Origin of the sequence: Streptomyces sp. NPDC006602 (assembly GCF_042870385.1) — a bacterium.
In the GTDB taxonomy this organism is placed as follows: Bacteria; Actinomycetota; Actinomycetes; order Streptomycetales; family Streptomycetaceae; genus Streptomyces.
The window spans coordinates 113,521-129,937 of record NZ_JBIAHG010000019.1; the positions used below are offsets into that span (position 1 = coordinate 113,521).

The following is a 16,417-nucleotide window of genomic DNA, read 5'->3' on the forward strand; positions in this document are numbered from 1 at the left end:
GCAGGTTCTTGTCAAGGGGCATGGGTAGGCGGCCCCTCCCCGTTGAGAGGGGTGTGGGGGCTGGGGGGCGGACCGGGGTGTGCGTGTCGTGGCGTCGACGCGCGGTCAGCCTGATATGCGCGGGTTGAGTACCGCATGACCGGTTGTGCGTCGGGAACGGACCGCTCGCCGCCGGTAGCGGCCAGGAATTCAGCGCCCAGGATCGGGCCCATGCCGGGCAAGCTGGTGATCACATCGAAGGCGGAGTGCTCGCGAAACCGGGCCTCGATGCGCTTGTCGATCTCGGCAACCTGCTGGTTGAGGGTCATCACCTCTTTGGCCAGCGTGTGTACCAGCTGTGCGGCCAGCTTCTCGCCGGGCAGGCTCGTGCGTTGACGCTCGGCGGTCTGAACTGCGGCCTCAGCCAGCTGGTCGGCCCGAAGTACTCGTCGGTTGCGGAGCCAGGTCTCCAGCCGTTTGCGGCCGATCCGGCGGATGGCCGCTGGAGTTTGGTAGCCGGTCAGCAAGGTGAGGGGCCCGGTGTTGGTCAGGTCCAATGCCCGCTCGAGCCCTGGAAAGACGCCGGTCAGCTGGGCGAGGAGGCGATTGACGGTGCGGGTGCGGTCGGCGACCCGATCGGTGCGGCGGCCGGTGAGGATCTTGAGACGGTCTCGTCGCCCGGGTGCAAGAGGTGCAGATCGTGTCGGACGCGGATCTGGTTGGCGATAACAGCGGCGTCCTTGGCGTCGGTCTTGCCCTCGCCGCGGTAGCTCTCGCTGGCGCGGTTGATGGCTCGGCTAGAGATGCAGTGCACGGCCTGGTCGTGGTTGCGAAGGATCGCGATGCCTAGAGCGGCCCCGCCATCGGCCACATCGATACCCCAGGTCGCCTCGTCGCTTAAGGCCAGGACGTCAGCCAGGAGTTCGAGCAGGGCGGAGTGGGCGCGTGAAGTCGCTGCGGCCAACCGTGTGGGCCCAGTTTCGCCACAACGCCCCCACATGCCCTCATTGCTGGGAGTGATGCATTCCTCAAGCACCCATCCCTGGGGGACCATGAGCCAGAACGTCACGCCGAGCCGCTCGGCGAGCCGGGACCGGTGCGAGCCGCCATGGCCTGCGCTGCCAAACGGAGGTGTTCAGCGGGCGGATTCTGTACTCGGCACCGGTCCGCAGTGGGCATCTCAGGGGTCGCGCCATCCGCTGGCTCGCCTTGGGGCGGAGCTGATGCATTAAGCGAAACCTCGATGTTCCACACGGTTGACGGGCGATAGGGTAGGGGACCGGTCTGTAGCGCGCACCACGCCGCCGACCGCATCACCAGGCAGGTCAGGCAGGCAGGGAGGGCTGGCGTGGCTCGGGAGTCGAGCGACCTCGAAAGCCGGTTCACGGACCTGGCGCTCGCCTCAGCCAATTTCGGTTTTCTTCTTCCCTACGAACCGCTCCTCGTGCTCTATGGAGCCTCGGCCGAGGCTCGTGCGTCCACTGCTCCTGCTGTGGCGGTGACGTCGGCGCGTCAGTTCGGTGAGGTTCTCGCCGCCAAGCTTGGCCACATGGCCGGGGTGCGGCCGCCGACGGCGGACCAGTCGGCCCGTCTGCGGGTGCTGACCCGAGCCGGGCTGCTGCCGGCACGAGTCCTTGCCGCGTTCACTGACCTCCGCGGTTCCTCAGAGGGTGACCGGGGAGCGGCGGCCGCGTCTTACCTGGTGCAGCGCTGTTTCGAGCTGGCTGTCTGGTTCTTCCGTCTTCAGACCTCCGACAAGGAGCCGATGTCCTTGGTTCACACCAGCCCGTCCGACCTCCGTGTGGTGGCGGAGCTAGTGGCCCCGCTTGACGCGGTGTTGCCCCGGTTGCGCCGGGAATTCGACCGTCGGGTGGGGCCAACTTCCTTGCCGGCCTCCGAGCGCGAACACTTGATCGTCAGCGCCCGCGACGCTGCCTATGAGCCGTTGGCAGAAGAGGCGATCGCGGCGGAGGTGCAGCGCGGGCTCACCAAGGCGGGGTGGGATGTTCTGGGCCCCGATGCGGATGATGACCGGCACCACTCGCTCGGTTGCGTGTTGATCGAGCCCCGTCTGCCCGGCGGCAGCCGTGCCGACTTGCTGCTGTTGGTTGGCGGGCAGGTAGTGGGCATCATCGAGTGCAAGAAGGACGGCGCGGATCTCAGCACGGCCATGGAGCAGGCGGGGAGGCTGGCCGCCGCGGTGACGGACGCCTCGCCGTGGTCGGTCTGGCGCTCTCCGCTGCCCTATCGGTACGTGAGCGACGGCCGACGGCTGCTTTTCTACGACGCCAATGATCCAGAACCGCGCGGCCGGCTGGTCAGCGGCTTCCACCGGCCGGCCACGTTGGCTCGTTGGCAGCGTGAAGCAGAGGCAGACGGTGAGGCGCCAACCTATCGCGCCAGGATGGCGGCCCTGCCGCCTCTGCAGGAGGGCACGCAGGCGGCCGGGCAACTGCGCCAGCCGCAGCTCAAGGCAGTTTTGGCAGTCGAGCAAGCCCTCGCGGCCGGAGACCGCCGTGCTCTGGTCCAGATGGCTACCGGCACAGGACGGATCTATACCGAGGTCTTCGCGGCCTACCGCCAGCTCAAAGACGCCAGGGCCGCCCGCATCCTGTTCGTCGTCGACCGCGTGGTGATGGCCCATCAGCTGACGGCCGTGTTCCGGCAGTTCACTCTCCCGGATACGGGTCGGAGCCTGGCCGATGTGTACCAAGTCGCAGAGCTGACATCGGCAGGCGTGCCTCCGTCGGCATCCATCGTCGTGGCCATGGCACAACGGTTGGAGGGCATGCTGGCAGGCACGCCCGAGCCGGAGGACGGGTCCGCCCGCGTATCGGCCTATGAGACCGCCGAGCAGGTCTCGCAGTCCGACACCGTGCCGCTCGAAGTGACCTACTCCCCGACCCTTCCGCCTGACTCCTTTGACCTCATCGTCGTCGACGACTGCCATCACCAGGTCTACGGACGAGGGCGTGCTCTCCTGGAGTACTTCGACGCTCCTGTGATCGGATTCACCGCGACACCGGTCGCCCCGGTGTTCGGCTTCTTCAACGCCAATCTGGTCAGCGAATACCCCTTCGAACAGGCCGTCGCCGACGGACTCGTCGTGGACTACGCCCTCTACCAGGCACGGTTCGAGCCGTCCGGACGCGCGGCGCTGGTGCCGCTGACCGAGCGCATCACCGCAGAGGCCAAGGCTCCGCGCCGCAGCTGGTACGAGCAGTTGGACGAGGACCTGGCTCACGCCGGACCGGCCAGCGCCCCACGGATCGTGGGGCCCAAGCAGCTGGCCGCGGTGATGACGGAGTTCCGTGATGAACTGCCTGCCCTGTTCCCCGAGCGGGCGGTCGAGGGCGGGCTGGGCGTCCCCAAGACCGTGGTCTTCGCACTCAACGACGCGCACGCGGAAGACATCGTGCACCACATCCGCGAGGTGTTCGGCGCCGGCGATACCTTCTGCCAGAAGATCACCATGCGCAGTCATAACCCGGACCAGCTGCTGAGGGACTTCCGGACCGCTCCGCAGTTTCGGATTGCCGTGGTGGTGGACATCATGTCCGGCCCCACCGACATGCGGGCGGTCGAATGCGTGCTGTTCCTGCGCGATGTCCGCTCCGCTGCCTACTACGAGCGGCTACTGGCGCAAGGGGCGCAGCGCATCGCACCGGCGGTGCTCCGCGCGGTCACCCCAGGAGCATTCGCCAAGACCCAGTTCGTGGTGATCGACGCGGTGGGAACCTCGCGTCACCATCACCGACGGCTCGTCAACGTCACTGATGCGTCCGGCCGGGCCGGCCGACGCGCCCTGGAGCGCCTGCTGAACCGCACGGCGGACGCCGGCATGACCGCCGACGAGACGGCCGAACTCGGGGTGCGGCTTGCCCGGCTCGTTCCCGTGTTGAGCGACGCCGATGGCGCTGCCGTGCGGAAACTGGCCGGCTTTTCCTTGGAAGGGTTGGTAGCCCGGCTTCTCGGCACCGTCGATCCGGACCACGTGGCGCAGGTCCGCGCAGCCTGGGGGCCGGAGGCCCTCGAGGAGGAAGTCCGCGATGCCGGTGCTCTGCTGGGCAACAGGCCTGCGCTGCGGCAGATGCTGCTCCGCCTCTACGACCGACCGGCCACACCGGATGCGGGGGAGCCCACCGGACAGAGTGCGGCCGCCGAGGACATGCGACGGCGTCTGGCCGCGTTCCTGCAGCAGGCCGGGCCCTTCACCCCGGCCCAGGTGTGGTGGATCGAGAACATCGCGGAGGCCGCTGCCGCAGCCGAGGACCGATTTGACCCCCGGGACCTCGACAGCGTCCCGTTCTCGGGCCGGGGTGGCACCGACGGCTTCCTTGGCACGTTCGGCGCCGACGCCGCGATTGACCTCCTCGACGACCTGGGTGAGGCGCTCGCTTGAACCGTGACCTTCCCACCGGTTGGACCCTGGTGAAGTTGGCTGACGTCCTGCACGAACCGTTGGCCAACGGCCGGTCCCTGCCCGCCCGCCAGGATGGCTTCCCCGTGCTGCGGGCGACGGCCCTTCGCCCGGTGACGGTGGACTTCACCCAGACCAAGGGCGGCGACGAGACAGCCCACAACAGCCCGCCCGTCCTGGCCGAACCCGGTGACCTGCTGGTCAGCCGGGTCAGCGGCTCCCGGTCCCTGGTCGGCGAGGGCGCCCTGGTGGACGTCCCGCCCCGTGCGACGACCTTCCCCGACACCATGATCCGCGTGCGCGTACAGCCTTCCCTGGTCGACCCGCGATACCTCGCGCACCTGTGGAACTCGCCGATCGTGCGCCGCCAGATCGCGGACCGGGCCCGGCAGGGGGGCGCCGCGCTATACCGGATCAACCACCGTGATCTGGCGCAGATCCTGCTTCCGCTCCCGGCACCTGGCGAGCAGGCCCGGATCACCAGCCTGGTGGAGGACCATCTTGCTCGGATCGACGCCACCACGACCCGCACCCGCAGGGCAGTGGACCAGGCCGGCGAACTGGTCCACGCAATGAGCGCCCAGGCCAGCCTGGGCCGCCTGTCCGGCACCGACCGTGCAGCAGGAAGCCTGCCGGCTGCCGGCACCCACGACGGCGCCCTGCCTGCCTTGCCCGTCGACTGGCGGTGGACCCGTCTGGAGACCGTCGCCGAGCTGACCCTCGGGGTAGCCAAGAACAGCAGACGGCAGTGGGATCCCGCAGACGTGGAGGTTCCCTGCCTTCGCGTCGCCAACGTGCAACGAGGCCGACTGGCCCTGGACGACATCCAGGTGATCCGGGTGCCCGCGCAGCGGGCTCAGGCCGCCCGCCTCCGCACCGGTGACGTGCTCCTGACCGGCGGCGGAGACCGCGGCCAGCTGGGCCGCGGATGGATCTGGGAGGAGCAGGTGCCCGACTGCGTCCACCAAAACCACCTGTTCCGCGCACGCATCACCGACCGGCAGCTGCACCCGAAACTGCTGGCCTGGCACGCCAACGGATTCGGCCGCCAATGGTGCCAGCGCAACGCCACGCAGGTCACCGGGCTGGCGTCCATCGGTCTGGGGAAAATCCGGCTGATGCCGGTCCCCGTCGCGCCGGCCGGCGAGCAGCAACGGCTGGTCGCATTGGTCGACGCGCACCTCACCACCCTGCAGACCGCCTCCGCCGCGGCCGAACGAGCGGTTGACGTCGCCGACCGGCTGCGGAGCAACCTCCTGCAGCGGGCGTTCACCGGCCAACTGTCCCACGCCGCCCACCCGTTCGGGCACCAGGAGTCCTCGCTGTGAACCCACCTGCCTCCTCGCACCCCGGCCCCGACCAGGACCTGGCCAAGGTCCTGTGGTCCTTTGCCGACGTGCTGCGAGAAGACGGGGTCTCGGGCATCGAGTACGTCGAGCAGCTCGCCTGCCTGATCTTCCTCAAGCTGGCCGACGAGCAGAGCCGGCGTCCGCTCAACCCCGTGGAGGTGACCGGCTACGACGCGTGGGCAGAGATCCGCTGGAGCGCCGGTGAGGGCCAGCAGGAGCGCTACGAGCAGGCCCTGGACCGCCTTGCATACGGTCCGGGCAACCTCGGTCTGCTCTTCCGCAAGGCGCAGAACCGCATCCCGGACCCCGCCAAGCTCAGCCGACTGATCGACCTGGTCGACAGCTACCCCTGGTCAGGAGAGGGCAGCCCCGGCCGCGGCGCGGTCTTCGAAGCCCTGCTGGCCCGGATGGCCGCCGATACCAAGACGGGCGCCGGACAGTTCTTCACCCCCCGCCCGCTGATCGAGGCGATCGTGCAGTGTGTCCAGCCGGGCGTAGGCGACACGATCATCGATCCGGCCTGCGGCACCGGCGGCTTCCTGACCAAGTCATTCGAGTACCTGGTCGAGCACTTTCCCCCCGGCGTCACCCCTGCCGAGCGCGCCCGACTCACTGCGGGCGCGTTCAGCGGCACCGAACTCGTCGACGCCACAGCGCGGCTGGCCACGATGAACCTCGTCCTGCACGGACTGACGCGGGCCGACGCCCAGCCCCTGATCGCCGTCGGCGATGCGCTCGCCCAGACTCCGACACGGCACGCGACGCTGGTCCTCACCACGCCCCCGTTCAGCAGGCGATCCACGATCGCCGGGGAGACGTACGCGTACTATCGGCCTGACTTCTGGGCGGAGACCGGCAACCGGCAGCTCAATTTCCTCCAGCATGTCCACAGCCTGCTGCAGCTCAACGGCCGCGCCGCCGTCGTGGTATCCGACAACGTGCTGTTCGAAGGCGGAGCCGGCGAGCATGTCAGGCGCCGACTCCTTGACGCGTGCGATGTGCACACCCTGCTCCGGCTTCCGCCAGGCGTCTTCTACGCAACCGGCCTCAAGACCAACGTCCTGTTCTTCGACAAGGCCGCTCCCCGGCCAGACGGCAGGCCGTCAACCAAGCAGCTGTGGGTGTACGACCTGCGCTCCCACCGCCCCGCGTCCACCAAGACGACCACGTTGACCAGCGCCGACTACGACGACTTCGTGTCCGCCTACCGGCCAGGACGGCCCCGCAGCGAGCGGGTCGAGTCCCACGTGTTCAGGTCCTTCAGCGTGGAGGACCTGCTCGCCCGGGACCGCACCAACTTCGATCTTCTGGCCGCAGACCCACCGGACGATCCGCTCGCCCCCGCCGAGCCCGAAGCCGACCTGCACCACATGGCCCAGGAAATCGCCGGTGAACTCCGCTCGGCCCTGGAGGAGTTGACCGCTCTCACCGAAGCGCTGCGGCCCTACGGTGCACACGGCGACGGCCCGGATCTGGGCCCGGCGACGTGACCGTGACCATTTCTGCTGCGACTGGAGGGACCGCATGCGGCTGCTGCGCCTGAGCCTTCCCGACTACCGCGGGCTGCGCGACTTCCACCTGGACCTCACCGACGCGGTGGACGGCGGCCATGCCATCGCCACGCTGATCGGCCCCAACGGCGGCGGCAAGTCGCGGGCCCTGCACGCGCTCGCTGAGATCTTCGGTGCCCTGCACCGGCCGAAACACCGCACGGCATTCCCCTTCGACGTCCACTACGAGCTGCGCGGCACAACCGTGAGGGTTGTGCAGACCACCCACGCAGCCGCCCCCGAATTGACCGTGGCGCAGGAGGGCCGCGAGCCGACAAGAGTGCCGAGGGCACACTGGCCGCACCATCTTCCCAATCACGTCTTCGGCTATCAGGCCCACCCCCATGCCCCCTGGACCGCGGAGTTCGACCAGCACCGCCGCTTCGCGACGCGCCGCCTGGGCGATTGGCGCCGGCAGTGGCGAGAGGCCCTTGACGAGTGGCTTGCCAGCCGGTCGCCCGAGGAGGCGTGGCCGGAACAGCTCACCCTGCCCATCCGCTGTCCCCTGTACACCCCCGTCTTCCTGTGCACCCCCGCTCACCTGCCGCTGCTGCTCCTGGCGCAGACCACCCACTGGGCCGACTCGTTCGGTACCTACCTGCGGGAGCACTCCTACATCCAGCACGTCGCCTCGGCCGTCCTGCGCGTCAAAGCGCCCCACACCGTGCGGGGGGCGCCCTTGGCCGAGCTGCCGTACTGGGGCCTGGGCGGGCCCGCCCGCACGCTGTTCGCGGCCGTGGCCGAGTCCGGCCGGTTCGGCCCCATTCCCGACGCCGACCCGGTGGACGGTGCCGGGAGTCCCGCCGACGGGTTCCGGATCGTGCTGGGCACCACCGAGGACGTCCGGGCCTTCCGCAACCTCTTCGACAGTGATCTGTCGATGTTCGGGCTGCTCGCCACCCTGCTCGACGCCGGATACCTCACCGTCGACGTCCGCCTGCACAAGACCGGCGCGGTGATGCTCGGCCTGGACGACCTGAGCTCCGGAGAGCAGCAACTTCTGACCATTTTGGGCCTGCTGCGGCTCCAGCGCGCACAGGAGTCGCTCTTCCTCCTGGACGAGCCCGACTCACACTTCCACCCCGAGTGGAGCCGGCGCTGGTACAGCTCCGTGCGCACCGTCCTCGGGGCACATCAGGACTCGCAGTTCATCACGGCCACCCACGAACCCCTGCTGGTATCCAACATGACCCGCCAGCAGATCCGGATCATCGCCACCGATCAGGAAGGTCAGGCCACGGCCGTAATTCCCGAGGCCACCCCGCGGGGACAGGGCGCAGGCGGTCTGCTGACCACCGATCTGTTCGGGCTGCCCAGCCAACTGGACGAACACACCCAGGAGTTGATCGACCGCCAGTACACGCTGCTGCCGGCGGCGGCCCACGACGCGGTGCTGCAGACGGAGCTCCGCGAGGTCACCGACGAGCTCGACGCACTGGGCTTTACCACCGCGAACCGTGATCCTCTCGTGACGGCCTTCCTCGCCGAACTCCACCGCAGGCGCCGTGCTCTCGTCGAGGCCGCCACCAGCACCAACCCTCCGCCGCCGCAGGTCCTGGAGGCCATGGTCGCCGAACTGTTCAACGAGCACTTCTCGTCGGTGATCTGACGCCGATGCGACACGTGGACATGAGCGGACTCTCCACTCCACAGGCGTGGACGGCCAAGACTAAAACCACCTTGGACGCCGTGCGGGCCGCGATGGCCAGCAACACCAAGCGCGCCTTCACGGAGCACTGGACCGATGACGAGGTACGCGACCCCCTGCTTGCGCTCGTCGGACAAAAATGCTGGTACTGCGAGACCACAATCCAGCGCGCGGATATCACCGTCGACCACTTCCGGCCGAAGTCCGAAGTGCTCGGCGAACCAAGCCATGACGGCTACTGGTGGCTCGCCTACACGATCGACAACTACCGCATCGCATGCAAGCACTGCAACAGCGGCGGGGCCCGGTTCAACGGTGCGCGAGAAGGCCGTGCCAAGGGCAGCCGGTTCCCGCTGCTGGCCGGGCCGCGCGCCTGGCGCCAGCACGACGACCTGGGCCTGGAGCAGCCGATGCTCCTGGACCCGGCCCGGATCGGCGATCCCGACCTGCTCGGGTTCGACACCGCCGGCTACGCCCGGCGCAGTCACACCCCCTACTCCAAGGCCGAGGCACACCGCGGGGTCTGCCGCGCCGACGAGACCATACGGATCCTGGCGCTCAACGCCACCCAGATCAAAGACCAACGCCGCCTCCTGATGAAGGAGATCGCGGTACTCGCCCAGATACCGGGCGACCTGCCCAGCGTCCAGGCACTGATTGCCGGGAAAACTGCGACAACAGCGCAATGGAGCGCAGCAGCCGCCGCTGCCCTGGCCCTGCACCGTGCATGTGCTCTGACGGGGAACGAGCCCGACCAGTCCCCGGCAGGGCATCCCGACACCCCGGTCATCGACCCGGGGCGTTCGACCGTCGACGTGCGGGACCTGCTCAAGCACCTGAACCCGGCCGAACTGACCGCCGGCATCCCACTGATCGGCCGTCACAACAACAAGCCGCACCCGGGTGTTCTGCAAGCGGACGGCCGCATCAGCGTCTGGAAGCGCCCTTGGGGTACCCCGAACTCTGCGGCCCGGGCCGCCACCGGCAGCGACGACATCGACGGCTGGGAATTCTGGCGGCTGACCATTTCCGGTGTCGAGCAGTCGCTCGCCGAGTTCCGCGCCGCACACACCACGCCCGACCCACCGGCCTGAGCGGGTAGCCCCACTTGATGCTCGCCCTGACACGCCTGGGGGCCGGACGAACAGGCCAGACGAAGGACGGACAGCCCTTCAGGGCTGGCGGCGGTGGCGGCGCGCTGGCCCATCGCAGTGATGCCGCGCCGTCGGCTGACGAGGCACAGGCACTGCGAGGTGCACCATGACGAGGCTCACGCCGGTGATTCACTCACCGTTTCGGACACTGCTTGTTGCTCCGGACGTTCCGGACTGGGCCCGGATCTTCAGTCAGGGTTCGTGGATTGGGTGCGTTCAGAATGCCGGACGCGGTGGTTGCGGCTGGTGTAGCGGCAGAGATTGCAAATTTGCAGATCAAAGTGGTAACTGCCGTGATAGGAGGAGGTGGTTGTGCCTGCTGATGGGGTGGTCCACCGCTATCTGAAGCCCGCGAACGTGATCCTGGCCCCGGACAGGGCGCGGGTGCTGGACTTCGGCATCGCCCACGTCGCCGACGGCACCGCGGTCATCCGTCCTGGCGCGCCGACCGGGACTCCGGGCTGGCTGAGCCCCGAGTACCACCGGGATGCCACAGCGGGTCGCACGGAGATCTTCGCCTGGGGTGTGCTGTACGCCTTCACGGCAACCGGCTGCCACTCCTTCAGCACCGGCGTTCGTACTGGTCGGTGGGGCGATGACTCCTCGCCGACCACCGTGCTTCGGGTTGTGCGTCCGAAAGTCAGTGGTCACCCCTATCGTCGGGAAGAGTAGTTGTCAGAAGGCTTCCGGGGGGGGAAGAGTGACCGACGGACAGAAGCGAGCAGGGCGGTCCGCGGGTCGTGTCGGTTCGGCCAGGCGCAAGCGGGTCGTAGCGACGGCGGTCATGGAGGCCGAGGGGTGTCTCGCCGACCTGAAGCGCGGGCGCCGTGCCGCTCGCGAACTCAAAGAAGTCACCGAACAGATGCTCTCGCCTGAGTACATGGGGCGCGTGCTGGTCGAACTCCTTCAGAACGCCCACGACGCGCACCGCGCCCGGCACGGCGATGGCCGCGTAGAGATTGTCCTCGACGAGGACGAGGGCGAACACGGCGTCCTCTACGTGGCGAACGGCGGAAGGCCTCTCGGGTACAAGAACTTCGAGGCGTTGTGCAGCATCGGCCTGTCGAGCAAGCGACCCGACGAGGGTATCGGCCACAAGGGGGTCGGCTTCAAGAGCGTGCTTCAGCTCACCTCTGCCCCAGAGATGTACAGCGTCACGAGCTCCGCGTCCAAGGCCTTCGACGGGTTCTGCTTCCGCTTCGCCCGGGACGACGACTTCGACTGGTTGGCGGACCAGGTCGCGCCCGGCCACCCGGAGGCTGCCGACCAACTGCGCGCGAACCTGTCATCGTTGAAGGTTCCAGTGCCGGTGGACGACGTCCCGGCTGCGGTGGCTCCCTTCCGCCGACGGAGAATGGTGACCGTGGTCCGGCTCCCGCTGCGGTCCGCCGAGGCCAGGCTGGAAGCGGTACGCCAGCTGCGGGAACTGACCGATGACGGGGCGCCGTTCGAACTCTTCCTGGACCGCCTCGGCAAAGTGACCGTCACGCACCGGGTGGGCGGCCGGGGGCGCCCCAGCGTCTACACACGCAAGGTGGACACCCTCTTCACCTCTCGTGACCTGAAGATCCAGCAGATCACGCTGCGCCGTCGCACCCGCCTGATCATGGTGACGGCCGCAGTGGACAGCGAGCGCGCACTCGAAGCCATCGCCGCCGGCCTGGGATCCGGACCGCTGAAGGACGGCTGGCAGGCACTAGGAAACTCGGCCGTGGTCAGCGTGGCGGTACCCGCGGGCGACCCTCTGGAGCGCGGCAGGCTCTACACGTTCCTGCCCATGGGGACACAACGGATCTGCCCGGTGCGCGGGTTCGTCAACGCGCCATTCCACACGGACGTGAGCCGACGCACCATGGCGGAGTCCACGCAATGGAATGACCTGCTGCTCGACACCGCGGCCGAGGCCTGCGCACGGGCGACCGCATTGGTCGACGAAGGACGCGTCGTGCTGCCCGCAGGCACCCTCATCGACCTGATGTGCTGGGAACACGATCAGGTTCGGCGCCTGGAGCTGGCCTTCAAGGCACAGGACCGTGAGTTCGACGCCGTTCCGTTCATGCCGGTACTGCACCCCGCGGGCACCCGCACCGCGTACCGCTGCGGCTACTTGTGGCGCGGCCCCGACCAGGCTCGCGTGTTGACACCGCAGGCCGTGGCTGCCGCTGGGGTCAAGCACGTCATCGACCCACAACTCCATCCCCGGCGCGCCGAGCGGCTGGCGGCGCTGGGTACGGCCCGTGGACTGGGTCTCGTCCCGCCTGTCAGCGTGCTCGCCGACTGGGCGGAGAGCGTAGCCTCGGCCCTCGCCCAGGAGGAGTTCGACGCCGGAAAGTGGGCGGACTACTACCACGACCTCTCGGTCTGCTTCGCTCGCACTGGCGAGGAACTGAAGGGGAGGAAAATCGTCCTCACGGTCGACGGGAAGCGGGCTCCGGCCGGCGATCCCGGGTTGTTCTTCCGCCGTTCGGACGGCCCGCCGGCCGCGCTGCCCGCCCTGCCACCTGGACTCGCGAAGAGCATCTCCTTCGTCCACACGGAGATCGCTTGGGCGGGACGGAAGACCAGCCGGCGCTCCCGCGGTCGTACCTGGCTGGAGGAACAGGGGCTGGTACGGGACTACAGCCCGAAAGCCCTGCTGGAAGTGCTGGGCGACGCCATGCGCAAGGTCCGTGAGGACGACGAGGCTCTGCGCGAGCACCTCCTGTTCGCCTGCGCCCTGTGGGCGTCCTCCGTGGACCGGCACGGCAAGCGGCCTGTGATCAAGGGGCTGTTGGTGCCGGGCCGCAAGACCTGGGTGCCCGTTACGGAGGCCATGTTTGGAGATGGTTGGACAGGCGGGCACGGCGGGATCGACCGGGCACTGGTCCGCTTCTTCGACCGTACCGAAGCTGTCTCCCGTGACCTTGTCGCCGCCGCCGATCGGGTCGTCCGCCCCGCCCACGACATCTGCGCCGGCACCCGCACCGACGCGCAGACTCTGCGGCGCTTCCTCGAACACCAGGGCGTCCGCCACGGCCTGCTATCGACCTACGTGGCAACGTCCCAGGCGGTGAAGGGGCAGCATCTCAACCGTCCGTCCAGCTTTCCCGGACTGTGGGCCCTGAACCTGGACCCGGATGAGCGGACCCAATGGCAGTCGACGGCCCAGCGCTGGCCCAAGCGCCGCGACGATCTCTACCTGACCGTCGAGTACCGCCCGACCCGCAAGAGGGTGGCCGTTCTTCCCGGCCAGCGGGAATACGCCGCGTTCGACGAGGAGAGTCGTCGGCTCTACGCCGAACTGATTGTCCACGGCCTGGACACCTGGGACGCCGAGGCACTCGAGTTCCGCTTCGCGGGCGGCTCGGATCAGAAGGGCACACCGTGGCCCACCCCGCTGGCGGCCTTCCTGTTCCGAGTCCCGTGGATTCCCCAGACGGGTGACGACGAAGACACCCCCGCTTTCACCACGGCCAGCCAGGCGTGGTGGTGGGCCTCGGGGGAGGCGCCGCCCGCCTTCCTCACCGTCGCCTCCGCCGCGCTGCGCAGACGGCAGTCGGACCGCGTGCTCAAACGCCTGGAGCTGCTCGGCGTACGTCGCTGGGACGATCCCGAGACCGCCGCGGACCGGCTCCGCCACCTGCCCGCCCTACTCCGCCGTGTGCCCCGGCTACGGCAGGGACGCCTTGGGCATCTGCTGCGGCGGGACTACGAACAGGCCTGGGCGGACCTCCTTCCTCCGGACGGGTTCGGCGGCGGGTGGCGGTCCGGGGTCCTCCCCGAACTCCTTGTGAGCCGGGCCGGGACACTGGATGTGCTGGCAGCCGATTCTGAGCCGGAGCCGGTCTACGTGGCCGACATCCGCGGCACCCAGCAGCGGAGGCTGCTCGACGAGGCACCCCTGCTGCTCCTGCCGGTCGACGACAGAGCTCTGGGCCAGCGCGTTCACGAGCACCTGGAGGCGCAGGGCCGTTTCGTGATCCGGCCGACGAGCGAGGCGGAACTCGACGTGCGGGTCGACCAGCTGCCGATCGCCGACGCACCCCGAGTACCGCTGTTTGCCCTGGCCGGGCCCTGGCTGGAGACCCTCATGGTCGCGCTGGTCGAGTTCGACGAGGAGCGGTCCTCCCGCGCCACGGTCCCCGCGGCGCGCCGCGTCAGGCAACGGCTTCGATCCTGTGGCGTCGTCGTGGCGCGGACCGCGGTCACCCATATCGCCGGGCACGCCCTCGACGCCTCCGGCGATGACCGCTCCCTCCTCCACGACGATCCGGACGAACCCCGGCTCGTCGTGGTGTGCGCAGGGCAGCGCTCCGGCTGGCATGTGCTGGAGGTAGCCGCGACCGCCCTGAGTACCCTGATCGGCGCCCCCTACCTGAGCACGGCGGTACAGCTGGCGTTCATCGCACTGAACCGGCTGGACCGGACCGTCGCGGACGTCACCGAGGCGGACATTGCCTCCGTGCTCGCCATCCCGCAACAGCGCCTGGAGGCGGTGCTCGCCGACCGTGCCTCGATCCGCTCCGGCAGCGCCCGACTCGTCCCCCTTCTCGCCTGCGTTAACCTCGCCCTCGCCGAGGAACTGCAACGCGGACAGGAGACCTTGCACGATCGCGGCGAACTCCACGACTGGCTGGTCGCCCGGCTCGATGTCGACCGCGCCGACCAGTTGCTGGGACTCGTGGAGGAGGCCGACTGGCAGCGGATGCTGTCCGCACTGGGAGTGCCCCTGGCCGAGGCCAACCAGGCTTGGCAGACACTGGGTCTGCTGACCGTCGACAACGCGGAGACCCACCAACGCCAGTTCCAGGCCTGGTTGCAGCTGAACCGGGCCCGAATGGCCGACCGCGTCCGTGACGCCTACGTGGCCACGCACAAGGGTGGCGCCCCCCTCACGGAGTACGTTCGGCTGCGCTCGCTCCCCGGACTGGAGCCGGACCCCCGGTGGGGACTCGAACACTGGGACCTTCCTGCTGACCTCCTCGACGCCCACGCCGAGGAATGGACGGTCACGCACCTGCCCCCGACACCGGCCCGGCAGCACCACCCGCGCACGGTGGCCGAGATCCACGAGGACTGCGTCGACACCATCCACGCGCGCCTTCCCCGCCTGCGTGTCCGCATCGAAGCCTGGCTGAACCGCCAGGGCCGTGAGATCCCCTCCCTGCCGTCGGCCACCGAGGTCGCGTCGGCGATGGACGCCGAGGGCCTGCTCGACTTCGAGCCGATCGGCACCCGCACGCTCATCGCCTGGCTCCAGACCCACGGTCACTGGCCCGCGGACATGCCCGCCACGGACCGGGCGGCCGACCTCGGTCTGCGCGAACCCGCGCCCCTCCCGCCGAGCCCGCCCGTCGGTAGCACCTCGCTCCCTGCCGCGCCGTTGGGCCCGTCACTTCTCCTGAACGGCTGTGCCCTTCTGATCAGCCCCGACCACCTGCGCGACCTTGCCCGACAGGTCGCCGCCGACCTCACCCCCGACCAACTCGCTGCCTCCCCACAGCCCGGGACACCGTCGGCACCCGCCCTCCCGAGACAACGAACCACCTCCGCGGTCGCCGGTCGTGGCGGGGGATACCAGGCCGTCCCTCGGGACCCCCAGAGGGACAGGGCCGTCGGACTCGCCGGAGAGGTGGCCGTGGCCGCCTGGCTGGAGCGGCAGTACGGCGTCCCCCGCGAAGAATCCTGGAAGTCCGGGCTACGCCAGCACGTCCTCGCCGACGGCTCGGGCGACGACAGCCTCGGCTACGACTTCCTGATCCACGACGGCGATCGCACCCTCCTGTACGAGGTGAAGGCCTCGACCGGGGACCGGGGCGAGTTCGAACTCGGCGAGTCCGAAGTCGAACGAGCCAGTCACCTACGCCCGGACGAGACCTACACCATCGTCTACGTCACCCACGTCCTCGACAGCACCCACCGACGCATAACACCCCTCCCCAACCCGTTCAGCGCTCCCGGCCTCGCCGGCTACCGCCTCGTCGGCACAGCCATGCGCCTGCGGTTCGAGCTGCCGCCGGGGTGACTGAAACCTTCTCTGTAGGCGAACGAGGCTGAGCTGACTCCAGGAGCCGCTTGGGCAGTTGTTGGAGCAGCCCGCCCTCGCCGGTCAGTTGAAGGCTCTGAGCTTGAGCCCGGACCCCCAGCTCGTCGATCAGCTGGGGGTCCACAGGCGGTCCAGGCCCTGGCGGCGCCAGCGGCGCAAGAGCACGTAAACCCGTGCCCACGGCGGGTGGGTGCGGCGCATCCGGAGCTGGAGCGCTATCAGGGCTGGGCGATGTCCGGGCCGCAACGGTGACCTTGCCACCCGTGTCCCGCCCGACCGCAGAGGGCTGCGG

Annotated in this window: 9 protein-coding genes; 7 read left to right on the forward strand and 2 right to left on the reverse strand. The window is 69.1% G+C overall.

Going from position 1 to position 16,417, the window contains the following annotated elements; genetic code table 11:
• Positions 1 to 11: 11 nt before the first annotated feature.
• A complete protein-coding gene (locus ACFYO2_RS34300) occupies positions 12 to 536 on the reverse strand; it encodes a hypothetical protein (protein WP_388356946.1) in 525 nt (174 codons plus the stop codon).
• A 29-nt stretch (positions 537 to 565) separates the two neighbouring features.
• Complete coding sequence (locus ACFYO2_RS34305; protein ID WP_388356947.1) at positions 566 to 943, reverse strand: transposase; 378 nt, start codon at positions 941 to 943, stop codon at positions 566 to 568.
• 384 nt (positions 944 to 1,327) lie between these two features.
• Between ACFYO2_RS34305 and ACFYO2_RS34310 the strand changes: the two genes are divergently transcribed.
• The 7 genes from ACFYO2_RS34310 (at position 1,328) to ACFYO2_RS34340 (ending at position 16,104) form a co-directional block, all read left to right on the forward strand.
• Entirely contained in the window at positions 1,328 to 4,381 is a 3,054-nt protein-coding gene (locus ACFYO2_RS34310; RefSeq protein WP_388356949.1) for a DEAD/DEAH box helicase family protein, read from the forward strand.
• Positions 4,378 to 5,727, forward strand: a complete 1,350-nt coding sequence (locus ACFYO2_RS34315; protein WP_388356951.1) for a hypothetical protein — start codon at positions 4,378 to 4,380, stop codon at positions 5,725 to 5,727. The genes ACFYO2_RS34310 and ACFYO2_RS34315 overlap by 4 nt, the downstream gene beginning before the upstream one ends.
• Positions 5,724 to 7,238 (forward strand): N-6 DNA methylase, encoded by a 1,515-nt coding sequence (locus ACFYO2_RS34320; protein ID WP_388356953.1) that lies wholly within the window; start codon positions 5,724 to 5,726, stop codon positions 7,236 to 7,238. Before ACFYO2_RS34315 ends, ACFYO2_RS34320 begins: the two co-directional genes overlap by 4 nt.
• Before the next feature lie 34 nt (positions 7,239 to 7,272).
• Positions 7,273 to 8,907, forward strand: a complete 1,635-nt coding sequence (locus tag ACFYO2_RS34325; RefSeq protein ID WP_388356956.1) for an AAA family ATPase — start codon at positions 7,273 to 7,275, stop codon at positions 8,905 to 8,907.
• An 80-nt stretch (positions 8,908 to 8,987) separates the two neighbouring features.
• On the forward strand, positions 8,988 to 10,040 hold the full coding sequence (locus tag ACFYO2_RS34330; protein WP_388356959.1) for an HNH endonuclease: 1,053 nt from the start codon (positions 8,988 to 8,990) through the stop codon (positions 10,038 to 10,040).
• Between the two features lie 372 nt (positions 10,041 to 10,412).
• A complete protein-coding gene (locus tag ACFYO2_RS34335; RefSeq protein WP_388356961.1) occupies positions 10,413 to 10,772 on the forward strand; it encodes a hypothetical protein in 360 nt (119 codons plus the stop codon).
• 28 nt (positions 10,773 to 10,800) lie between these two features.
• Complete coding sequence (locus ACFYO2_RS34340; RefSeq protein ID WP_388356963.1) at positions 10,801 to 16,104, forward strand: sacsin N-terminal ATP-binding-like domain-containing protein; 5,304 nt, start codon at positions 10,801 to 10,803, stop codon at positions 16,102 to 16,104.
• Positions 16,105 to 16,417: the final 313 nt, after the last annotated feature.